The organism is Sinobaca sp. SA16-1 (genome assembly GCF_059510515.1).
On the sequence record NZ_JCAKFL010000002.1, the window covers coordinates 103586 to 126251 of the forward strand.

Sequence of the window (22666 nt, forward strand, 5' to 3'; positions counted from 1 at the left end):
CCCCGTCTGCTCTTTATAGAGCGGACGGGGATTTATTTTAATTGCGCAGAATGATATAGATCATGTATAAAATGTAGGCAACCGCAAGCGCTATTCCTTCCCGGCGTCCAATTGTAAAGCTTGTTCTGGAGAACACGAGCAGAACGACAGTCAGTACAATCATTAAAATTACGTCGAAAAATACTTTGCTGTCTACAGCAAGCGGTGATATCGCAGAAGCAGCACCAAGGACAAATAAGATGTTAAAGATGTTACTACCTACAATATTGCCGATCGCAATGCCGCCTTCTTTTTTAATAGCTGCGGTTACCGATGTAATCAGCTCTGGCAGCGAGGTTCCAACTGCAACAATAGTAAGACCGACCAGAGTGTTACTCATTCCAAAAGAGCGCGCTATATCAGAGGCACTTCCAACGACCAGGTCCCCGCCAAAAATAATTGCAGCCAGACCGATGATAGTCAGAAAAATATATTTCCCCCATACTTTCTGAACGGTCTGTTCTTCCGGCACCTGGCTGTCGCGGTCCCTTCTCGCCACTTCAAAAATATAATATAAAAATACGGCAAAAAATAACAATAAAATAAATCCATCACTACGTGTGATCATGTTGGCACTCACTGTTTGAAGCGCCATATCACTCATTAGTATCAATAGGGCAATGCTTGCAAGCAGGGTGAACGGAATTTCTTTACGGATTGTTTCCGTTTCCACTTTCAACGGTGCAATCAGCGCGGTCAGGCCGATAACAAACGTTATATTAAAAATATTGCTACCTACCACGTTTCCGAGTGCCACTCCCGCATTGTCTTCGAGTGCGGCAGTCACACTGACCGTCGCTTCCGGCGAACTTGTGCCAAACGCCACAATCGTCAATCCAACGAGCAGCGGACTTACCTGCAGATTAGACGCTATGCGGGACGCTCCTTTTACAAAATAATCAGCGCCTTTAATCAGTAATGCAAACCCAACTAAAAGTAAAACGTACGTCACTGTGCATTCCCTCATTCTTTTTTATTTGCATGCTTTCCCGCCATTAGAAACGCACTGCCTTCTTCTATACCTTTTGCACTACAGACTGAAACGCTCCAGCGCTGTATTTTTGTCGTCTCTGCCATAAAGTAAAGGCAATGACTTGAAAATAATGAACACAAGCCCTATCATAAAAAATAGTTTATACTTCATCACCATATGAAAGGGCGTGCTCCCTTATGTTATTTGCGGCTACTCTTACGGAAACACAAATGAAAAAATTAAAAAAAGCACTCGGCCTCGACCGTTATCATGTACCTGTCCAAAATTTTTATTACGGATCCGCTGCAGATGAGGACTGGCGGGAATTGATTCGAAAAGGTTTCGCTCATCAAGAAGATCCCCATTACCCTTCCAAAGAAAACATGACTATTTATTATGTATCATTTGAAGCGATTCTGCCGATAAGCGGGCAGGAAATGACACCGCAGGAGTATTATTATTTAAAGTAAAAACAGACCGGACGGAAAAAGCCCGGCCTGCTTTTCTTAATTCCATGTTTACATACAGCATAATTCGGAAATGGCTAGAGTAGTACACATTAGAAAGGTGAGATATATGAGTTTACAAGTAATAATTAGTAAAACAAACGAACAAATTGAGGTCCGTTCTGTAGAAGGACAAAAGGACATTTATGATATTGCAGGCAACGATGCAATTACGCTAGAAATGATCCCGGAGCTGGATATTTATGCTCTTGCTACTGAAGGACAGTATGAAGAAGCAGATTATAAGATGAAATCCAAGGATTTTGGAGATCTTACGAATAAATATTCACTAAAAGGCACTGCTGTACTATTGGCTTTGGATACGAAAGGCAACTACACTTCCCTAACGGATATGCAGGTAGAAGCCGTTCGTCAACTGCAGGAAGAGCAGGGCGGCTTAATTAACAAGTAAACCAGAAACGCGTTCCTGAAAAGGGAGCGCTTTTTTTGTACCCGGCATATGTATAAGGGGAAACCAGGCTGCTCCCCCTTTTCTGCTACTGGCGGTTACGAATAATTAATACATCACAGGCAGCACGTCTTGCAATGCCTTCAGATACACTCCCCAGGAAAAATCGTTCGGTGCTGCTTAAACCAGAAGCTCCGACCACAATTAAATCCACGTTGTATTTGTGCGCTGTTTCTTTGGGAAGAGTAAGTTTTGGGGAACCGGCCTGCAGGGACAGCTTCAGCTTGTCTTCATCAATTCCTTCTTCTTTAGCCATCCGGCTGTACTCCGCAATTAGCTTTTCTCCATTTTCCCGGAATGTTTCCAGAATATGATCCCGGTACTGGTCGGCAGTGGATACCATCGGTGTATGCATGGCGTGTGCAATAACTACGGCGGCCCCGGTGTCCTTTGCCATAGCAATACCTTTTTTAAAGGCATCAAGGCCTGTATCTGAGCCGTCTACCGGAATCATAATGGTTTGGTATTCTTTTTCAGGCTCGTTTCGAACAATCAGCACGTCACATGATGCATGCCTTGCAATGCCTCCTGAAACACTGCCGACAATAAACTTTTCAAACGTGCCGGCTCCCGAAGCCCCTGACACGATCAAATCCGCCGCGAATTCCGGGGCAATTTCTTTAGGGATTTTAGATTTCGGCATCCCCTGCTGCATGGATACGCTGACACTGAGCACCCCCGCTTTTTCCGCCGTTTCTTTGCTTTCATCGAGAATGCTCTGGCCTTTTTCTTCGGCTGCCGGCAGCATATAAGGAGAATACAACTGCATCCGGCTGTAATTGCGATAGTCCACCACGTGAGTTATAACCAGCCGGCTGTTGTTGGTTTTGGCAAGCTTAATGCTTCTTTTTAATGCATAATGGGATTCTTCCGATCCATCTACAGCAGTCAAAATAGTTTTATACCGAGTCTTCATCGCCATTCCCGCCTTCTCTTGTGGATTTATTACGTTTAGTATATACCAGTTTTTCTGAAAAGAACGTGACCTACATCACACTCAGCTGTCAGTTGTGTATTTTGGCTTTTTGTTTGTTTTATTAAGATTTTTATTTTTATAATTAATTTGGTACGTGAAATTATTTAAACCTTTATATAAGAAACCGCAGAATTTCTCTGCGGCTCTTGTTGTTATCGTTTGAAAAGCTTATCCACTGATTGTCTATTGTGCACACGGCTGATGGCCTCTGCAAATAATGGCGCAGCCGATAATACTTTCATGTTTCTGCCCTGTTTGGCTTCCGGAATATGAATCGTATCTGTAACGACCATTTCTTCGATCGGTGCCTGTTCGATTAATTCCACTGCGTTTCCTGACAGCACGGCGTGGGTGCAGCAGGCATATATCGTTTCTGTGCCGCTGTCTTTAAGCGCCTGGGCCGCTGATGCCATCGTTTTTCCTGTATCTATTAAATCATCAATGATGATGGCATTCTTTCCTGCCGTCTCTCCAATGATATTTACAATCTCGGACTGACGGGCCCCCGTCTGCCTTTTATCGATAAAGGCAATCGGCATACCAAGGATATCCGCCAATTCCCGCGCAGCTTTTACTCCACCGTTGTTTGGAGCCACAATCACTCCATTTTCTATCTGTTTTTCAGCGAAATACTTCGATAGGATCGGCATGCCAAGAAGATGATCAACTGCAATATCGAAAAACCCTTGAATCTGCGGTGCATGAAGGTCCATTGTAATGACACGTGTAGCCCCTGCTGCCTGGAGCAGGTTCGCAATTAACTTTGCTGTAATCGGCTCTCTGGAGCGGGCTTTGCGGTCCTGTCTGGAATAGCCGAAATACGGGATAACCAGATTGATCCGTTTGGCGGACGCCCGCTTTAGTGCATCAATCATAATCAGCAGCTCCATTAAGTGGTCACTGCTTGGATGTGCAATAGACTGAACGACATAAATCTCTCCGCCGCGCACGCTCTCCTCTACGTTCACTTTAACTTCCCCGTCACTGAAGCGCTGGACGTTGCTTCCTCCAAGCTCACTTCCTAGATGGCGGACAATGTCTCTTGTAAGCGGCTCATTCGAGCTCAGCGTAAACATTTTAAACCTGTCATTAACTGTAAACGTCATGTGGGTGATACCCCTCCCTGTAATCTGCTGGGGTTATTGCCTCGAGTAAGGAAATAACCAGGCCCGTTTTTTCGGGCGTCTCCCAATCTGCGCTTTCTATTTTATCACTTTTGCGGGGTTATGTGGCTTAAACTTCCCCCATCTTTAAATAATCGATCAACATGCTGTTCTACTTCCGGATCTGCAAGAAGCGGCGGCGCATGGTGGGGCTTGATTCTGGCGTCGATAATCATGTTGTCGCAGCCCCAGTGCTTATGGTCATAAAAGCTGTTTACCCCATGTATGTCGTGGGATGGATTGCTTCTCGTAAACACGGCCCACATAAAATTGGAGACCGTTTCACTGATAAACGTGCTGTCGTCGCAGAGAATAATTATCGGACACTCCGGCAGCTCTCCATTTTTCAGCAGGCTTTGGCTTAGCTCAGCTGTTTCCTTTTCCGCCTCTTCGTACGTTGTAAAATCGGGGCCTTCTATCGCCGTCATTCCCGGCATCACGAGGCGTGCATTGCGGAACGTATCCATTTGTTCAAAGTGAACGGGCACGGCTTGGCAGAGCTCTCTTTTTTTATCCCCGTAAGCTGCAATTACGACCTTGCTTCCACTGTTCAATCCGGTCCCGGAGTAGTCCAGTGTATCGATAGTCGTATTTGTATAAAAGTGCAGATCACGGTGCAGGTCCAATCGTTCCATTATATACGTAAGAAACTCCACTTCTTTGTGTGTGTCAAGCGGCTGGTCCTGTTCCGCTGTAATAAAGAGAAATTTTGCCAGGCTCACGTGACCGGTACCTAAAATACGGTTGGCAATCGTCAGCAGCTCAGCCGGGCGCTTTACGTCCTGAAACGGGGTGTAGCGTTCGCTGCCAATCGCAAACAGCAGCGGGTGCACGCCGGCCGCATCGACGGCATTTACTTCTTTCACACCGGGAATCTCTTCTTTCAGCGCATCCCCGGTCAGCTTATGAATCAGGTCCCCGAACGCCGTGTCTTCCTGCGGGGGCCGGCCGACTACCGTCAACGGCCAGATCGCCTGCTGTTTGGCATAAACTTTATGCACACGCATCATTGGAAATTCATGCACGAGGCTGTAATATCCCAAATGGTCGCCAAAAGGTCCTTCCGGCTTGGTCTCCTGCGGATGCAGCTCGCCGGTAATGACGAAGTCTGCATCAAGGCTGATGCAATATCCATCGGCGTACGTATAACGAAAGCGGCGGCCGGCCAGAAGTCCGGCAAACGTCATTTCGCTTAATCCTTCCGGAAGCGGCATTACTGCCGACAGCGTATGCGAGGGCGGACCGCCGATAAAGATGCTCACTTTCAGCGGCTTTCCGAGCCGGTTGGCTTTTTCCTGATGCACACCGATTCCCCGGTGAATCTGGTAGTGCATGCCGATTTCTTTATTCATTTCAAACTCATTTCCGTCCAGCTGTACCCGGTACATTCCCAGGTTGCTGTTCATAATCCCCGGTTTTTCCGGATCTTCCGAGTAGACCTGGGGCAGCGTAATAAAAGCTCCCCCATCATCGGGCCAATGTTTAATCAGCGGCAGGTCTTCGATGCGGATTTCATCAAAGCCTTCGACTTCTTTTTCCTTTTTTTTCGAAGGAAGCGCCTTTGAGCCTGCCACGCCGGAGCTGAAATTTTTAATCGGCTGTTTCAGCGCGGCCATTGGGTTGCTGCGCAGGGATATTAAACGCTGGGTCGTTTCCAGCGTATTCCGGAAAATAAATTCACTTCTTTCCAGGTCACCGAATAAATTCGAAACAGCGCGGTATTTTGATCCTTTTACATTTTCAAATAAAAGGGCCGGTCCTCCTGCCGCGTTCACACGCATATGTATCGAAGCAAGCTCCAGGTCGGGATCCACTTCTTCTGTGATCCGGATAAGGCGGCCATGCTTTTCTAAGTCGTTAATACAGTCTTCCAGAGTTGGATACATAAGTCACGTCTCCTAATAGTTTGATTACTTCTGATTATACCTGTCTTGCCTGGCACTGTCTTTGATTTAGATGGGAAAGCATGCTTTGTTCATTGTTTTGTCATATAAAAAAGCAGCCGGCACGAATTGCGCCGGCTGCCTGTCTTTTCTATCTTTCCTGCGAACGCACAATCAGCACATCGCAGGCAGCTCTTCTGGATATCTGCTCAGAAACGCTTCCAAGCACAAACCGCTCCACCGCCCCCATACCGACTGCCCCGACTACGATCAGGTCAACCTTGTACCTTTTGACGATATCCTTTGGTATTTTTGCTTTCGGAGACCCATGTTCCAAAATCGTGGTGATGTTAACCTTCCCGTTTTCTTCCACCTCGGCTTTATATTCATCAAGCAGATTCTGGGAATATTCTTCGAGTCCTTTTACAAAATCCGTACTGTAATGCTCCAGGCCCGCGTACGAGGTTGTGTCGACTACATGACAGACCATCAGCTCTGCTTCGTCCCGTTCGGCCAGCGCCTTTGCTTTCTGAAACGCTGCTTTTGATTCGTTTGATCCATCCACTGCGGCGAGAATGCGCTTGTACATCTGAGTCATCTTGTTTCCCCCTTTTCGGTCTTTGCTTCGCTTTGTACCGGCTGCCTTACGATGAGCACATCACATCCTGATCTTCGTGTAATGCCTTCCGACACGCTGCCGAGAAAGAAACGCTCCCTGCTGCGGAGTCCTGACGCCCCTGACACGATAAGATCAGCGTGATGTCTCGGAGCAATGCTTCTTGGAATCATCATTTTCGGCGCGCCGTGCTCTACTTCCACCCTGACCGGGGAAATGCCTTCAGTTTCAGCTTCCTGCTTGTAGTCCGTGAGCATTTTCCAGCCGGCATCTTCCATCGACTGTAACGCTTCTTTGCTGTTTTTCGTTACGTTGGAGAGCATTCTTTTATTAATTACATGAGCGATTGTGAGTTCCGCTTTTTCTGATTTAGCCAGATGCAGTGTTTTTTTGAACGCCCGGTGTGCCGACTCAGAGCCATCTACGGCAAGTAGAATGGATACATACGGATAGCCGTCCGCTTTTTTCCTGACAATCAGGACATCGCTGGTGGCATGCCTGGCAATGCCTGCGGACACGCTGCCGATGACAAACTTCTCTACCGTACCGGCTCCCGATGCACCTGCAACGATCAGATCCGCCTGCTGGGCTACTGCTATTTCTTTTGGAATAAGCACTTTAGGGTTTCCCCGGTCGAGAATGGTGTCAATGTTCGTAAGCCCGGCATCCATCATATCGCTTTCCAGCTCCCGGAGCAGCTCCTTCCCACGTTCCTCCGCCTCTTTAAAGAAATCAACCGGAAACGTATGCACCCCGGCATAGGCCGCTTCGTCCACCACATGCGTAATTATCAGCTTCGCGTCATCATTGGCTTTAGCAATTTCACTTGCTTTCCGAAGCGCGTTTTTCCCCTCTGGGGAATCATCCACCGCTACTAGTATGCGTTCATATGCTGCTTTCATCGTATACCCTCCTATTAGTCAGGTTTAGCCGATCCGTTCCATAGAATAGTCACAGGTACTATAGCACAAGCGTTTGAACTTCTCTTCCCTTATACTGACAATACACTGTCATTTTCACTGACAATGAATTTTGTTCTTTACATAACCGTACAGCGAAGGAGACCTACTATTGAAGTATTTATTACCCTTTCTCGGAGCCGGCCTGCTGCTGGTTACCGCCGGCTGCGGGAGCAATGCATCTGACTCATCCAATCAAGAGGCTGCTTCTATACCAGCTGGAAAAACAGCCGAAGCGCTGGAACCCATACCAGCTCCGGAACCATTCACGATTGCCTTTGCCGGTGATACAATGTTTGACTGGGATCTGCGCCCGGTGCTCGACGAACATGGCTACGATTATCCATTTGAGTACGTACATAATGAATTTGAAAAAGCGGATTACAGCGTGGTGAACTTAGAGAGTACGATCACCGACCGGGATACTAAAACAGACGACCAGCTCTTCTGGATAAAAAGCAATATCGAAGCGCTCGAGGCGTTAAAAACAGCGCATGTCGATATGGTAAACCTCGGCAACAATCATATGATGGACTATGGAGAAAAAGGACTGCTCGATACAATAGACGCTTTGGAAGCAAAAGAAATAGCGTTTATCGGGGCCGGACGGTCTGATGACGAAGCGTATGAAGCAGAAGTAGTGGAAATTAACGGCCGGACGGTCGCTTTTCTATCGTTCACCCGTTTTTTTCCTGACTTCAGCTGGGTGGCTCAGCCCGGGCAGCCCGGCGTGACAAATGGATATGACCTTGATTTTGTGATTGAGACAATTCAGGCGCACGAACAATCCGTGGAAGCCGATCATCTCGTTGTGAATTTTCACTGGGGAGTCGAGAAAACCAATACCCCGGCGGCGTACCAGCATGAGTACGTGGAACGTATTGTAGATGAAACGGGTACGGATGCCATAGTCGGCGCACACCCGCACTGGCTGCAGGGATTCGAGTTTTATGAAGGCGTTCCGGTCGCCTATTCGCTTGGGAATTTCCTTTTTCCCGATTATGTGAGCGGACACTCTGCCGAAACAGGCGTTCTTCATATGACCTTTACGGAAGAAGAGGTTGGTCTGTCCTTTGCCCCTTATCACCTTACGAACAACCAGATCACTCCTTTGGAAGGAAAAGAAAAACAAGAAATGTTTCAATACCTTGAAGACATTTCCATTAATGCAGAAATCGATGAACAGGGACACGTTACGGAGTCATAGCCAGGGCTTCCGCGTGTCCTTTCTTTTTGCGTACAACCAATACGTCGCATGCAGCTCGTCTGACAATGTGTTCGGATACGCTTCCAAGAATAAGTCTCTCCACGGCTCCTGTGCCTGCTGCTCCGGCAACGATCAAGTCCGCTTTATATTTAGGAGCAGCGGATTTAGGAATTTTCACCCGCGGGGATCCGAATTCCAGACTTGTCTCTACATTGGTTACACCTGCCTCCAACGCCTGGGTTTTGTACTCTGCCAATAATGTTTTGGCGTATTTTTCAAATCCTTCAAAAATAGCCGGGCTGTATTCAATTCCCGTATAGGACCGCTCGTCTACTACCGTGCAGATAACAAGCTGCGCCCCCTCTTTTCCGGCCAGGCTGATCGCCTTTCGAAACGCATAGTATCCTTCCTCTGACCCATCTACTGCTGCAAGAATAGTGCGGTACATGGTGCTCATATACTGGCCCCCTTTTTTATCTCGTCAGGACTGGTGTTCTCCCTTTATTATAATAGGTTTTGCCATGTGGCAATGTGATATATATCACTCGTTCAACTATGTAATGTATGTAAATCTGGAAAACAGCGATTTTTGTGCGGTTTCATTCAGGACAATTTCTAAAAATACAGGCGGAATACGGGACTATAGGTTCAACTATCAGGGATACAGGTTTGATAATGGGAGGTAAGGGCAATTCAGTACTATAACCATTTGTTTATGACGTTAAAGGGTAAAAGGAACAGGCAAGATATTATAAGGAGGCAGTCAGATGACAGCATCAATCCACGGCATTTATGAAAACAGCCAGCAGGCGGCCGAAGCCATTGCCGCTTTAAAACAAGAAGGCGTTCTGTCCGATAACATTTACATCATCCTAAACGATGAAGACGAGGGCAGCTTTATCGCCAGAGAAACCGGCGTTCAGGCGAACGTAGAAGAAAAACACTCCAAAGAAAACAAAAGCTTTGTTGACAGCATAAAAGACGTTTTTAAAGGCGGTTCTTCTGATGCTGATTCCAACACGCATACGAGGTCAACCCTTCAACAGTTCGGATTGTCCAAAGAAGATGCCGATTCCCATGTATCTGCTGTAGAAAAAGGACAAATTATCGTGCTTACGCATTCGCTTGATACCGCTCCCATGGATGAGCATGAAGTTCCACCGCCCGGCAATGAATATACCACGGCCGCACCGGATGCACCTCCTGCTCCGTCCGCCGGTGAATCCACCGAGGAACGGGTCATGCCGCTTCGGGAAGAAAAGCTGGACGTAACCAAGAAAAAAGTCGACAAAGGGGAAGTCGGTGTAACAAAAGAAGTCGTAGAAGAAGAAAAAACGATTTCCGTACCGGTACAGCGGGAAGAAGCCTTCATTGAGAGACGCCCGGTCGACAGTACAGAAAAAGACACATCCGGCAAAATCGGAAAAGACAATGAGGAAGTACGTATGCGCCTGACGGATGAAGAAGTCGAAGTAAAAAAAACATCGATTGTGACTGACGAAATCGTAGTAGGCAAACGAAAAATTCAGGAGACCGAAGAAGAAACCGAGCACGTCAAACGGGAAGAAGCCCGTATTGATGGCGATGGCCATGCCGAAGAAAACGATGACCCCTCCCTGCACCCCCTGCAGAACAAAAAAGGAAATGACAACTAGTCCGTCTTCTATTTTTATAATACAAAAAGCCCCTTCTCTTTTTTAGAGAAAGGGGCTTTTCCGTGCTTATGCCAGGTATCCTCTGAATTCCAATGCCTGTTCGAGCTGCTGCAGCGCGAAAATCATTGCGCCGTTTCGATAGGTGGTGCTGTAGTGATCCGCCGTAGCTTCTGTGTTCTCAAAGGCTTTTAAGATAAACGTTTTCATGCGTTCGTTTATCTCGTCTTCCTCCCAGTAATAATTCATATGGTTCTGCACCGATTCCAAATACGACACGACTACGCCGCCTGCGTTTACTAGAATATCCGGATAAACGTGCTGGTCGTTATCTTTTAGCATGTGATCGGCTTCTGGTGTGGTCGGGCCGTTCGCCAGCTCCATAATGTGGCTCGCTTTGATCCGGGATGCATTATTTTTCGTAATAACGCCTTCCATTGCAGCCGGAATCAAAATGTCCGTTTCCACGTACAATACGTCTTCACTGTTATCCAATAGGTATTCGTTACCGTATTCCTGCAGGCTCCCGTTTTCTTTCGCCTCCTGTGCTTTTGGAATGTCCAGTCCTTCTTTATCATAGAGTGCTGTTTTGGAATCACTTACACTTACGACTTTAAAGCCCTGGTCATACAACAGCCTTGCTGCGACCTGGCCGCCGTTGCCAAATCCCTGAATGGCCACCCGGGTGTTTTCCGGATACTGGTTCTTTTTTTCCAGCATCTGTTCGATCACATAGACAGCTCCCTGAGCGGTCGCAGCCCCTCTCGCTTTGGACCCGCCTACTAAAGGCGGTTTTCCTGTAATTACGCCTGCTTCATGCCTGCCGGCAAGCCTTGAATAAGTGTCCATCATAATTCCCATCGTTTTGGGATCGGTATACACGTCAGGAGCCGGCACATCCCGTCCTGGTCCAAACAAGTCAGAGAACGCTTCTATATAGCCCCTGCTGACCTGCCTGAGCTCCCGGTCGCTTAGAATGGAAGGATCACAGGCCACGCCGCCCTTAGCGCCGCCGTGTGGAATCTGCACGAGTGCGCATTTGAATGTCATCCACGTGCCGAGCGCCTGGGATTCTTCCACGGTCATGGACGGGTGAAACCGAATGCCGCCTTTAAACGGGCCAAGCAGATCATTGTGCTGAGTCCGGTATCCTTTAAACAACTGCATATGCCCATCATCCATTTCAACGGGAAACGATACTTCCACTTTTCGCTTAGGTTGCGACAGCATGGTCTGTACACTGCCTTTTAATTTCATGGTTTTGGACGCTTCATCGATTTGTTCAAACACCACGTCCAGCGGACCCTCTTCTTTTTCTGTCATTGTCCTACTCTCCTTCTATCCTTCATGCCGCTGTCTGTTTCTCTTGGACAAAAAGTAATTGCATGGTACAAGATACTCTTTGTACTCTTACCACTTTTCATGAAAGGTATAACCTACTCCAGGTATTATTCTTTTTTTTCCAGGCGCGTGAGCTTCCAGTAAATCGGAATAAGGATCAGAAGCAGGACTAAGCCGTACAAGTATGCTTCACCCAGGGATTCTGAGGTAATGTTAATAAACGGCATAATGACGAAGATAAATAAAACCAGAAATATTGCCTGAAACACAAGCAGTGGTTTACTGAACCGGCTGATATTCTTACAGGACGGGCATTTTAATTCCCACGGTTTGACGGCCCGGCTGCGCCATCTGGGTTTCCACATGGATATACGGCTTTGGCAATATGGACACGTTAAATGAAAAATGCGATCACCTGCTTTGTTCTTTTTTCTATAAAGCTTATGCTTTGTTCACTTTATCTTTTAAAAACGTACTCTGCAGGTAGGCGGCCACGCCGTCTTCGTCACAGGTGAACTCCGTTACCTCATCTGTGATCGCTTTAATGTCTTCGGCTGCATTCTGCATGGCTACAGCATGATGAACGTATTCAAACATCGGCAGGTCATTGTGGCTGTCACCCACCGCAAGCGTGTCTTCCCGGGTGAGGTTGTACCGCTCCACCATTTCTTTAATGCCGCTTGCTTTATTGATGCCCGCTGCCATCACTTCCACATTGTGTGAGGAAGAAGTGGACGTTGTAAAGCTCGTGTGTTCCTTTAAGCGCTCTAACTCTTCTTTCCATCCATCTATATGATCCGTTGTTCTCGAGAAGAAATAAAATTTCGAATAGCCGGCCTGCTCCGGCAGCGTTTCGGTCCAGACTATATCCTCTCTGACCGCCTGCTTGCGGGAGATCCATTCATTTATTTCCACTTCCTCAGGTTTCGGATCTTCTACCGCTCTTTCAATAAACTTCCGGTCTTCTGCCATAATGATGCGCGGGGCGTTATAAGGAAACAGCTCATAGTACACTTCCTTTTGCCTGGCACCTGCAATAATGGTCTCCACAAGCTCTACCGGCAGCGAATGTTCAAACATCACTTCTTCATTAATATGTCCTTCCATCCCATTGGAGGCAACGATCCCATCCACTTCAAACCCTTCCGGCACGAGGGACTTCACTTCCATCGCCGATCTTCCCGTAGCGATAAATACATAAAGGCCCTGGCTGCGCAGTTGATCAATCACTTCTTTAATTTCCATGCTTACGTTATTGCGGCTGTCGAGTACAGTGCCATCCATATCTAAAAAAATTGCTTTTGTTTTCATTTATTTTCCACTCCTGTTCGTTTCTTTTTATATGCGTGCTCTTCAATGCATAACATTCATCATGCCTTTCAAGTATATCAAAGACATGGTACCCTGCCTGCTTCTATTCCCCGCCGGCTGTCTATCCTAACATGAGATAAGATCGATTGAAGTTTCTAGAGTCCTTACGCTATCTGTAGTACACTCGGTAGTAGACTAATGAGGATTTCAAAAGGAGCGTTCTGCATTGAATGAGTACAACAGCTATATGTTTAAAAAAGGCCATCCTTTTTCCACTTATTTTCTGGAAGGCACCATTTTTCCAGTAATCGATACATTCGATTCCCTATTTACCGGAACCAATTCTTCTGAGGAAGTGTTTCCACAATCTGTTGTTTCCGGCGATCCCACGTCCAGCGGCATGATCCTCTGGACAAGGGTTAATCCTTCTTATATAAATGGCGCTGCCAATGGAAAAGTGGACAGAGACGCTTCTCTCTGGCAGACCGATCCTTTCCGCCTGGCAGCCGATGCAGAAGAGGACATTTTTGTGCTGCTTGAAGTGGCGCGCTCTGACGATTTTTTGTCTCCAGTCCTGCAGGCACTCGCTCCCGTCTGGAAAGAGCACGACTATGTCGTCCGGATAGATACCGATACATATCTGGAAGCAAACCATACCTATTACTACCGATTTATAACTACGGGCGGATATGCCAGTCCCGTCGGCCGCTGCCAGACGCTTCCTGGAAAAGACGAAGAAGTAGAGCAGGTTTCCATTGGGCACGTTGCCTGCCAGGACTATACGAACGGCCATTTTACGGCATTTACCCACCTGGCGGCTGAAGACATCGCCTTTTTCGTTCACCTCGGTGACTATGTGTATGAGGTGACGGGAAACGCCGATTACCAGGCTATGGATAACTTCCGGGAAGTAGATCTGCCAAGCGGCAGTCCTACCGCCTATACGCTCGCCGATTACCGGCAGCTGTACAAAACGTACCGCACTGATTTCCATCTCCAGCGCCTTCATGAGCGGCATGCAATGGTTGCCGTCTGGGATGACCATGAATATGCCAATGATACTTTTTACCCCGGTGTGGCGCCCGATGATGACCCCGATCCGAACATGGCACGCCGCTCTTCGGCGAACCAGGCATGGTTTGAACACATTCCCTGCCGGTTTACGTATCAGCAGGAGAATGCTTCTGAAAGCACCCTGGCGATTTACCGCCATATCGAAATTGGCAGCCTGGCCGGCATTTACATGATGGATGAACGCCTCTACCGGGACTCTTTCCCGTGCGGAAACGATCCGGCCGACCGCTACTTTACCGAAGGGTGTAAAGAAAGAGAAAGCAGTGGCCGTTCCATGCTCGGCACTCCGCAGCGCGACTGGCTGCTCGACAAACTCGCCTCCTCGAAGAGCAAATGGAACATCTGGGGCAATCAGGTACAGATTACCCAGCTCAAGTTTCTCGGCCGCTTCATTAACCTGGACTCCTGGGACGGGTTTCCCTATGAGCGGAATACGATCGCCCGTGCGATTGTGCAGCATCAAGTACCTAACTTTATTGCGCTGACCGGTGATTTTCATACGTTTGAAGCGTCGCATATTCAGGAGCACTACCGGAATGGAAAAAGCAAAGCGATCGGCGTCGAGTTTATGGCAGGACCCATCAGCTCCAACCATCTGATCGAAACAACAAAGAACTACGCCGATCATCTATTGGAACGCGTGCCGCTTCCTATCAAACAAACGACCGATGCGGTGGAATCCTACGTCCCTTCTGTGATTAAAGAAAGCATCAAACTGCCGGTCACCCGTTTATTTACGGAATTTCAGAATATCATAAAAACAGCCAATCCCTGGATAGAGCTGTTTGACAGCACGTCCCATGGCTATGCCGTTCTTACTCTCTCCGAAACAAAAGCGGACTGGAAGGCGTATGCGGTGGAATCGATCAAAGAACTCGAGTCCCCCAAATCGCTTTTGCTGCACTGCGAAGTGCCAGAAGGAGAATCGGTGATCCGCGTGTTAAAGAAAAACAGTTTTTTCTAAAAATAGAGCACAAGAAAAAGGAGCTGTCCTTACAAGGACAGTTCCTTTTTGGGGTGTGCGTTGTTATATGCTGCTATCGATACCGCACATCCTCTATTACCGCCACACCATCCGTTCCCATCCGCAGAAACACATGGCTGATTTCTCCTTCCGGCGCAGGATACGAATCAATTCCAAATTCTGTTCCGTTCCAGGCATTGACTCTGCCACGAAGGTGAGGAGACCGTGCTTCTTTTTTACTTGCTGTGATATTAACCATTCGATAGCTGCCATCTTCTGTTTCTTCCAACTGGGCGTACACGTAAGTTCCTGCTATAAAGTTTTCCTCATCTGTCCCGCCGTACATATTTATATACGCCTGGTTTCCTGCGCCTTCATATCCCGGACCGTAGTCTTCCACCTCCAGCCAAAGCGTCTCCCCGTCTCTTAATGCGGTTTCCTTTTGAACCGCTGGAATCAGCAGAACCGCTGCAGCAAGCAGCACTGCAGCAGCTGACAGTTTCCCGAGGTGCAGGGGGGCTTCTTCTAAACGGAGCTGCTTTTTCGTTTCCAGCATATAGGCAGTGAGGAGAAATCCCACTCCCAGGAGGAAAAGAGTAAATGTCAGATGAACGTGTGCCCAGAAGAGATCGATATACTGAATAAAAAGAAAAGCGAACCAAAGTACGGCTGTGATGGCAGCAGCGGTTCTGTCTTTTTGCTGCACCTGACCATAAAGCAGTCCTGTAAGAAGCAAAAAATATCCTATCAGATAGCTCCAATAAAGCAGCTCCGTACCCATCACGGTATAGGGAAGCTGAAACAAAAGCACCAGCGCCGCAAGGTATCCAAGCAGATAAAGGATTCGAATGGAAAACCGCCAGTATCCTGCTGCAGCCAGTATCAGGTTTAATCCGGCAGCCATCCAGACCACAGCCTGCGTGCTCTCCACTAACAAGAAGAGCCAGGTAAGCAGTGCTGCATTGGCTAAAGCATACACGATGATCCGGTAAAAAGGACGCTCGTCGCGCATCCAGATCCATCCTGTCAACGCCAGCAGAGGAATCATCTGCCAGACAGCCGCTTCTACGCTTAAGACAATCAATTGAATCATACTGAAAAATACGATGGCCTGAGAAAAAAAGGAATCCAGACCCCTTTTCCGCAACACAAAGCTGAACAGGACCAGAATACTTACAAACAGTACAATAGAGAGTTCCTCAAATAAAAACAGGCCGACGAAGCCGCTGAAAGCGCCCGCCGCTGTTAATGCTCCAACAAAAGTCACCGTATGCAGAAGAAACAATTTAGACTGCCCGCTCCGCCCGCGTTTCGCAAACGAAGAAATAAGCTTCACGCTGCCGTAAACGGCACCAGCAGCAAAGAGAAAGATTATAGCAAAGACGGCTCCGCTATATATGTCCATCATCGTAATAAACAGAAATTGAAACGCATACAGCCCCGCAAACACAATTGATATTTTAAGCGCGGCGGGGTTGCGGCGCATCGCATAAAAGGACGCGGCCAGAATGGCAAGATAGGCTGCGCCCGCGAACACTTCCACTTCAGGAAGCACATACCGTACGGCTCCGCAGAAAGGAAACCAAAGAACAGCAGCAAACCAGGCATGCTGCAGCAAAGCATCTTTTCCTTTTTTTATACTCCACCAGTAGATACATGCATTAACGGCGGATGCTGCTAACAGGCCGATCAGTGTGCCAATCTCCGGCCAATTGTAATAACCTGGAAAAATAATCGTCCAGAGCAGCGCCTGGAACAGAAGAAATCGAAGCACGAGCAGCGATCGAATTTCTACCTGAAGCGTGACAACCAGTACAGGAAAAAGCCAGAAGAGCAATAACCACCAGCTTTCTGCCTGAGAATGGTAAATCGTTCCTACAAGAGCAACAGCAGGACCCAGGCAGATAAAACCAGCAAATAAGCTCAGTCTGCTGAAAAAGGGATACTTTTTCCGGCCGAGATAGGCCAACACGAAAAACAATACAAGGAAACCAACGGTAACACCCACCTGCTCCAACCGATCAAACAGATACCACCAGCTCTCCATATAGACAACAGCTGCAGCAATAAGCAAAGCAATACCTAAAACGTACGTCCATCGAACCATTACAGCTTCCCTTGTCTTCATCGCAGTTCCCTCTCCACCCTGTACAGTGTATAAATCCTCTCCCTTGCATGGTATCTTCGTGATGTATCAAGATATATTTATTATACTTCAGCATTGCTCTAATTGGATGATTTTTGAAATTAATTTTTATCTGTGATTTTAAATAAAGACCAGCCAGAAGACTTTTTAGTCTGTCTGCCTGGTCGTTTTTTTATATCTCTAATAAACTACTTAACTCTCATGTATACCCTCTGTTTTGCTTGGCTGCTCATCTACCACATCATGAAGCGTGAATGATTCCTCTTCATACTTAATACGTGTCCCATCATCAACTATCTTAGTGATGATCTCTTTTTGCATAAAAACCACTTCGTTCTTTTACGTTATGTACTTTAGTTCAGAATAACGATTCTTCCTGATTAGAAAGTTTAAGATAAAAAGGATAACCTGCTAAAAATAATGGCAGTGCCATCAGAAAACCCGCTACTGCTAAGACAGACGGTCCCAGTATAAAATTGAATGTAAATATAAGAAACATAGTCGGAAATAACAGCCCGCTTGATACTTTCCGTGAACGGGCTGTTGGATATTGCGTTGATTTACAGTATGGACACGTCATTCCCTGGTCAATAGTGAAAGAATGCTTTACCGCTTCCCCCCCTTTCCATGCGGATGAACAATGCTGGCAGACAGGCATAGCTTATCACCTCTTTTATGTAAAAATTAACCATTTATATCAGTCTAACATTATCGGTAAGCTGTTTATCAGAAGAGAGTCTGCCCCCCGGTACACATTATTCGATCCTATACCGGTGTTTTGGTAAGATACTTTTACAGCAGTATCGAGGAGGGAGTATCATGAAAGAAACAGATCATCTGACTCTTGGCCCGGGAAGACCGAACTCCCTTTGATTTGTAAAATAACCTGGCTCCATTTCGCGTTGGATATCCTTGCCATGCCGGATGTACAAAAAAAACCTCTGAATCAAAGGCTGATTCAGGGCCCAGATGGTGTGCTCCCAGCATATCTTTTCTTTCGTTACTCCAACACTTCAACTCCATATTCAAGCGCTCGCCCGAAAAGTTTTTCCAGATCGGTTTCCACGTCTTCCGGCGGCAGCTTGTAATCAGTTGCCGGGACACTGCAGTCGATAAACAACTTCTCCAATCCCGCTGGCATAAGCATTGTAATGATTTTGGCAGGTTCGTTCTTTTCGATTTTATACATATGGGCAATGTTACGCGGCGCAAAAACAAAAGTACCGGGCTTGGCCCAAATGGTTTTCTCCCCAATCGTGAAAGTGGCTTCCCCCTCCAGCACGTAAAAGTATTCATCTTCGTGATGGTGAATATGGAGAGGCGTAATGAAATCAGGCGGATCGATTTCTTCGAGTAAACTGAAAGCACCGCCTGTTTCCTCCCCCATTACTTTCACTTCCATCAACGAACCTAGAAACCAATACATTTTTCCTTCCCCTCTGGCCAGCGAAAATGCATGGTTATGCTGCTTCTCCATTGTTTATTCCCACCTATTCCAGAATTTCAATACCGTGACTCTTTGCAGCCTCAGCAAATTTCCCGAGGTCCAGTTCCTTTCTCACCGGTGGCAGTTTTAATTCCTGGGCACTCTCACTAAACTTCATATACAGCTGTTCGATGCCGGCAGGTGTAAACATGATCAGTAGTTTTGCAGGAGAAGAGTCCCCCACTTTCATCTTGTACTGCGTGCCGCGCTGGGCATAGATAAAAGTCCCCGGTTTTCCGGCAATCGTTTCTTCGCCTAAGGTAAAGGAGATCTCGCCTTCCAGAACATAAAAGACGTCTTCTTCATTTTTTTTGACCGTCAGCGGCGTTTCATGCCCTGCAGGAAGCTGTCCTTCAATCAAGCTGAAAGCACCATTTGTTTCTTCACCCGTTGCCTTTATTTCCATTAAAGTTCCATCAAACCAATACGCTTTGCCTTCCCCATGCTTAATTGAAAAAGCGTTCTTTACTCGTTGTTCCATTTTTCTTACCTCCCATTATTATCGTTATGGGACAGACGGCAAGTTACCATTAGCGGGATTCAGTTGACAGGTTGGCATCTCGTTCAGCTATCCCAGAATCTCGATACCGTATTCCTGAGCGGACTTTATCATCTTTTCCACATCCGGCATAATGGTCTTTGCAGGCAGTTTACGCTCTGTAGCTGGCATTCCGGCTTCAATATAGAACCGTTCAACTCCTGCAGGTGACAGCATAACCAGCATTCTGGCAGGCTCATTGCCCTCCACTTTGAACTTGTGGGGGATGTTGCGCGGCGCGTAAATAAACGATCCCGGTTCTCCTTTAATCGTTTGGTCTCCGAAGGTATAAGTTAATTGACCTTCCAGAATATAAAAAACTTCCTCTTCGTTTCGGTGAAGATGCAGCGGCGTTTCATAGCCGGGTGGATGCAGTCCTTCCACCATACAAAAGGCATTGTTTGTCTCTTCACCAGTCGCCTTTACTTCCATAAGTGAACCATCAAACCAATAGGCTTTACCTTCTCCTTTCAATAATGAAAATGCGTTATTCATTTGCTGGACCATTTTTCTTCCCTCCCAAATTCACCCCAGAACTGAGTATCAGGCCACTTGATCCCCCCTTTCCTCTGAGTGATATTTCAGGATGTAAATCGATTCGTTCTGCCCTCCCTCCCGTTGGAGTACCGTGAATGAAGGCTGCTTCTTATATGTATGCTTACCTGAATTTGTACTATATATTATACGCCCATTTAAATGAAAATTCTATATTTTCAGAAATAAGTATCGTTAATTTTTCATTAAATCCAGCTGCTTGTGATTGAAAAAATCTCCAGTTCTCAAAAGCTGTACATTTGGCATGCATGAGCTCAGAGTATCATCGGACGCATGCATGCCTAACTGCTGAATAACTAAAACTATAAAGAAAACATACTTCTGTTTTTATTTAGTATTCCCTCATGATCTTATACCAGATTTCCACCTGCTTTGCGGTTTCGATAGTCCGCCTTTTTTCCAATCGGATCTCAAGTTCTTCCAAATGCTCGAATAATCGAACGCCCCGGCCAAGTATGATGGGCGCAATCCCGATTTGCAGTTCATCCGCTAAATGTGCTTTTAACAACTGCTGGCCGACATCTGCTCCCAGTACGACCACATCTTTTTCTTTGGCTGCCTCTCTGGCCTGTTGAATCGCGCTTTCAATGCCGTCTGTTATGAATGTAATGGTGAGATTCTCATTTTCTTTTGGATGTTTCGCAGGAGGGTTGTGGGTCAACACAAACAATGGCACTTGAAATTCATAGTTATCTGCATAAGCGTCCGGGTCTTCGCTCATATCAAAACTATTCCGTCCCATTACAACCGCTCCCGTGTTGGCCATTTCCGCTTGAATCACTTCGTTCGGCTCAAAGCTCTCATACAGTTTCCCCAATTCCCCATTCCGGTCGCTGATATACCCATCGACTGATAAAATCATTCCCAGGCATACTTTCCCCATGTTCTTCCCTCCGCTTCTTTTTTTCATTAAAAACTACCTCATTCAACTCTTCCAGGGGGAGAAAATCCGTCTCTTTTATGTATTCTTCTTTAACGCTCTATAACCCTTTTAAGGAATAAATCGGCTGCTTTCGAATGATAAAACGGCGTGATACAAATGGTCTTTTTAGTATGGAAGAACAAACAACATTTATCCTTATATAGAATCTTTAAGGTGGAGCCTCCAAGTTTTAACAATTTACCACGCTCAACAAAACCCATCGTATATCTGTGGATCCACGATGGGTTTAATACGACTATAGTGTCACAATTCTTTTTTGTTTTATATGAACCGATCCATTCTCAGATGGTTTTTATACGGAGACTGATTGTACCGACGTTACTTTAGATTGAAAGGCATAGGCTGTCTGCAGAACCTGCTCATCCATACCCATTTTCCCAACAAGCATCATTCCAACCGGAAGTCCATTTGATGTTCCGCACGGTACATTCATCGCAGGGTGGCCAGTAATATTAAATGGCGCTGTGTTCTGTATCATACCGAGCGCATTTCCGATCACTTCTTCACGAGTGGCGTCTGCGGGAGGAATCTCGGTTGCTTTCATGGGGGTTGTCGGCATAACAAGTATATCAAAATCTTCAAAAGCTTTGTCATAGGCAGCTTTCAATGAACGAGCGAGGTTTTGGGCCTTGGCGTAATATTTTCCATTGTATTGGCTCCGCATGTACTCACCAAGCAGCATGATCATCTTGACCGTCTCAGAGTATTCATCCGCTCTTATTTTCCTGGACTTTCCATAGTAATCTAGAAAAAAAGTACTATAATGGCCTTTATAGTTTTTCCCCATTCCGTTTTCGTTGATCATCATAGAGGTCAAACCTTCAATACCAATGCCATTCCATATATGAATTCCATCCACATGCATGGGGATGGATACTTCTTCAACAACTGTTCCAAATTCTTTTAGTGACTCTGCCGTTTCCTTGACCTTTCGATTGACATCCTCTTCCGAAACGTCCCATTCAAATCCTTCGCTGACAATACCTATTTTTAATGACACTTTTTCCTGAAGAGCATCACTGTAATTTTTCTTTTTCAGCCCGCTCTGCCTTGCATCCAGTCCGTCCTCTCCAGCAAGTACATCGAGCAGAAGAGCTACATCTTCAACACTTCGGGCCATAGGACCTGTGTGATCTAATGTTTGTTCAATCGGTACAATACCAGTATACGGAACAAGGCCATGAGTCGGTTTTAATCCATAAATACCACACCAGGCACTCGGCATTCTGATGGAACCTCCTTGATCTCCACCGATGGCCATATCCACTTCTCCAGAAGCAACGAGCGCCGCGGATCCACTTGAAGACCCACCGGTGGAGCGTGTCTCATCGTGCGGATTCAACACAGGGCCTGTGGCAGAGGTATGGCTGCCACCTGACAGACAAAAATCTTCGCAGACCGCTTTTCCTGCGATCGTACCGCCGGCTTCCAGGATTCTGGTGACTATAGTTGCATCTTCATTTGGTATATACCCTTCTAACAAAGCGGATCCGTTCATCATAGGCACTCCTGCCAGGCTGACATTGTCTTTAAGAACAATCCTTTTTCCAGCAAGCAGCCCTTCTTTTTCACCTGTAACTTCTGACTTCCAATACCATGCATTGTACTTGTTTTCTTCATCAGAAGGCCTATAGCCGGGTGTCCGAGGATATTTAACCGGAAGAGTCGGCTCTGCCAATTCATCAAGACGCGCGTATGAACCGAGTGTGCCCTCTATCAAGTCTTGATACGCTGCAACGTCTGCGTCCTCCAAATGTAAGTGAAATTGATCTGCGATTGTTTTTAATTGTTCTACTGTCGGTTTTTTTACTCTCATGTGATTCCCTCCCGTGAATTTTTGATATAAAAGGAAACTGCCTCCTTTT

At 46.6% G+C, this 22666-nt stretch carries 22 protein-coding genes; 5 read left to right on the top strand and 17 right to left on the bottom strand.

Annotation, left to right across the window (positions count from 1 at the left end; genetic code table 11):
• Positions 1–37: 37 nt before the first annotated feature.
• Entirely contained in the window at positions 38–991 is a 954-nt protein-coding gene (locus AC5W2J_RS04605; protein ID WP_496058317.1) for a calcium/sodium antiporter, read from the bottom strand.
• Positions 992–1242: 251 nt separating this feature from the next.
• Between AC5W2J_RS04605 and AC5W2J_RS04610 the strand changes: the two genes are divergently transcribed.
• Together AC5W2J_RS04610 and AC5W2J_RS04615 are read left to right on the top strand one after the other, a co-directional pair.
• Positions 1243–1482 carry a hypothetical protein gene (locus tag AC5W2J_RS04610; protein ID WP_496058318.1) on the top strand — a complete coding sequence of 80 codons (240 nt, stop codon included), beginning with the start codon at positions 1243–1245 and terminating at the stop codon, positions 1480–1482.
• A 106-nt stretch (positions 1483–1588) separates the two neighbouring features.
• Positions 1589–1930, top strand: a complete 342-nt coding sequence (locus AC5W2J_RS04615) for a hypothetical protein (RefSeq protein WP_496058319.1) — start codon at positions 1589–1591, stop codon at positions 1928–1930.
• Positions 1931–2015: 85 nt separating this feature from the next.
• Here AC5W2J_RS04615 and AC5W2J_RS04620 read toward each other — a convergent pair whose 3' ends face one another.
• The 5 genes from AC5W2J_RS04620 to AC5W2J_RS04640 all read right to left on the bottom strand — a co-directional run bounded on the left by AC5W2J_RS04620 (position 2016) and on the right by AC5W2J_RS04640 (position 7527).
• Entirely contained in the window at positions 2016–2903 is an 888-nt protein-coding gene (locus AC5W2J_RS04620) for a universal stress protein (protein ID WP_496058320.1), read from the bottom strand.
• Positions 2904–3115: 212 nt separating this feature from the next.
• Positions 3116–4069 carry a ribose-phosphate diphosphokinase gene (locus tag AC5W2J_RS04625; RefSeq protein WP_496058321.1) on the bottom strand — a complete coding sequence of 318 codons (954 nt, stop codon included), beginning with the start codon at positions 4067–4069 and terminating at the stop codon, positions 3116–3118.
• Between the two features lie 104 nt (positions 4070–4173).
• Complete coding sequence (locus AC5W2J_RS04630; RefSeq protein ID WP_496058322.1) at positions 4174–6012, bottom strand: UbiD family decarboxylase; 1839 nt, start codon at positions 6010–6012, stop codon at positions 4174–4176.
• 148 nt (positions 6013–6160) lie between these two features.
• Positions 6161–6607, bottom strand: coding sequence for a universal stress protein (locus tag AC5W2J_RS04635; RefSeq protein ID WP_496058323.1), 447 nt, complete (start codon positions 6605–6607; stop codon positions 6161–6163).
• A complete protein-coding gene (locus tag AC5W2J_RS04640; protein WP_496058324.1) occupies positions 6604–7527 on the bottom strand; it encodes a universal stress protein in 924 nt (307 codons plus the stop codon). The genes AC5W2J_RS04635 and AC5W2J_RS04640 overlap by 4 nt, the downstream gene beginning before the upstream one ends.
• Before the next feature lie 169 nt (positions 7528–7696).
• Between AC5W2J_RS04640 and AC5W2J_RS04645 the strand changes: the two genes are divergently transcribed.
• On the top strand, positions 7697–8791 hold the full coding sequence (locus AC5W2J_RS04645; RefSeq protein WP_496058325.1) for a CapA family protein: 1095 nt from the start codon (positions 7697–7699) through the stop codon (positions 8789–8791).
• Here the strand turns inward: AC5W2J_RS04645 and AC5W2J_RS04650 are convergent.
• Positions 8778–9248 carry a universal stress protein gene (locus AC5W2J_RS04650; protein WP_496058326.1) on the bottom strand — a complete coding sequence of 157 codons (471 nt, stop codon included), beginning with the start codon at positions 9246–9248 and terminating at the stop codon, positions 8778–8780. The two genes, AC5W2J_RS04645 and AC5W2J_RS04650, sit on opposite strands and share 14 nt — an antisense overlap.
• A gap of 310 nt (positions 9249–9558) precedes the next feature.
• On the opposite strand from AC5W2J_RS04650, the gene AC5W2J_RS04655 reads away from it, so the two are divergent.
• Entirely contained in the window at positions 9559–10446 is an 888-nt protein-coding gene (locus tag AC5W2J_RS04655) for a YsnF/AvaK domain-containing protein (protein ID WP_496058327.1), read from the top strand.
• A 66-nt stretch (positions 10447–10512) separates the two neighbouring features.
• Here AC5W2J_RS04655 and AC5W2J_RS04660 read toward each other — a convergent pair whose 3' ends face one another.
• The 3 genes from AC5W2J_RS04660 to AC5W2J_RS04670 form a co-directional block, all read right to left on the bottom strand.
• Positions 10513–11766 (bottom strand): Glu/Leu/Phe/Val family dehydrogenase, encoded by a 1254-nt coding sequence (locus AC5W2J_RS04660; RefSeq protein ID WP_496058328.1) that lies wholly within the window; start codon positions 11764–11766, stop codon positions 10513–10515.
• Positions 11767–11891: 125 nt separating this feature from the next.
• Positions 11892–12149, bottom strand: a complete 258-nt coding sequence (locus AC5W2J_RS04665) for a hypothetical protein (protein WP_496058329.1) — start codon at positions 12147–12149, stop codon at positions 11892–11894.
• A 76-nt stretch (positions 12150–12225) separates the two neighbouring features.
• Positions 12226–13095 carry a Cof-type HAD-IIB family hydrolase gene (locus AC5W2J_RS04670; RefSeq protein WP_496058330.1) on the bottom strand — a complete coding sequence of 290 codons (870 nt, stop codon included), beginning with the start codon at positions 13093–13095 and terminating at the stop codon, positions 12226–12228.
• Positions 13096–13321: 226 nt separating this feature from the next.
• On the opposite strand from AC5W2J_RS04670, the gene AC5W2J_RS04675 reads away from it, so the two are divergent.
• Positions 13322–15133, top strand: a complete 1812-nt coding sequence (locus tag AC5W2J_RS04675) for an alkaline phosphatase D family protein (protein WP_496058331.1) — start codon at positions 13322–13324, stop codon at positions 15131–15133.
• Between the two features lie 73 nt (positions 15134–15206).
• On the opposite strand, the gene AC5W2J_RS04680 is transcribed toward AC5W2J_RS04675, so the two are convergent.
• The 7 genes from AC5W2J_RS04680 to AC5W2J_RS04710 form a co-directional block, all read right to left on the bottom strand.
• Positions 15207–17261: a DUF2157 domain-containing protein gene (locus tag AC5W2J_RS04680; protein WP_496058332.1), complete on the bottom strand. Its 2055-nt coding sequence runs from the start codon at positions 17259–17261 to the stop codon at positions 15207–15209.
• A 376-nt stretch (positions 17262–17637) separates the two neighbouring features.
• Positions 17638–17937 (bottom strand): TIGR04104 family putative zinc finger protein, encoded by a 300-nt coding sequence (locus tag AC5W2J_RS04685; RefSeq protein ID WP_496058333.1) that lies wholly within the window; start codon positions 17935–17937, stop codon positions 17638–17640.
• Between the two features lie 342 nt (positions 17938–18279).
• Positions 18280–18756, bottom strand: a complete 477-nt coding sequence (locus tag AC5W2J_RS04690) for a cupin domain-containing protein (RefSeq protein ID WP_496058334.1) — start codon at positions 18754–18756, stop codon at positions 18280–18282.
• 13 nt (positions 18757–18769) lie between these two features.
• Positions 18770–19246, bottom strand: a complete 477-nt coding sequence (locus AC5W2J_RS04695) for a cupin domain-containing protein (protein ID WP_496058335.1) — start codon at positions 19244–19246, stop codon at positions 18770–18772.
• Between the two features lie 87 nt (positions 19247–19333).
• The gene (locus AC5W2J_RS04700) at positions 19334–19810 is read right to left on the bottom strand and encodes a quercetin 2,3-dioxygenase (protein ID WP_496058336.1); all 477 of its coding nucleotides are present in this window, start codon (positions 19808–19810) and stop codon (positions 19334–19336) included.
• A 379-nt stretch (positions 19811–20189) separates the two neighbouring features.
• A complete protein-coding gene (locus AC5W2J_RS04705) occupies positions 20190–20741 on the bottom strand; it encodes a dihydrofolate reductase family protein (RefSeq protein WP_496058337.1) in 552 nt (183 codons plus the stop codon).
• A 352-nt stretch (positions 20742–21093) separates the two neighbouring features.
• Entirely contained in the window at positions 21094–22617 is a 1524-nt protein-coding gene (locus AC5W2J_RS04710) for an amidase (protein ID WP_496058338.1), read from the bottom strand.
• Between the last annotated feature and the right edge of the window lie 49 nt (positions 22618–22666).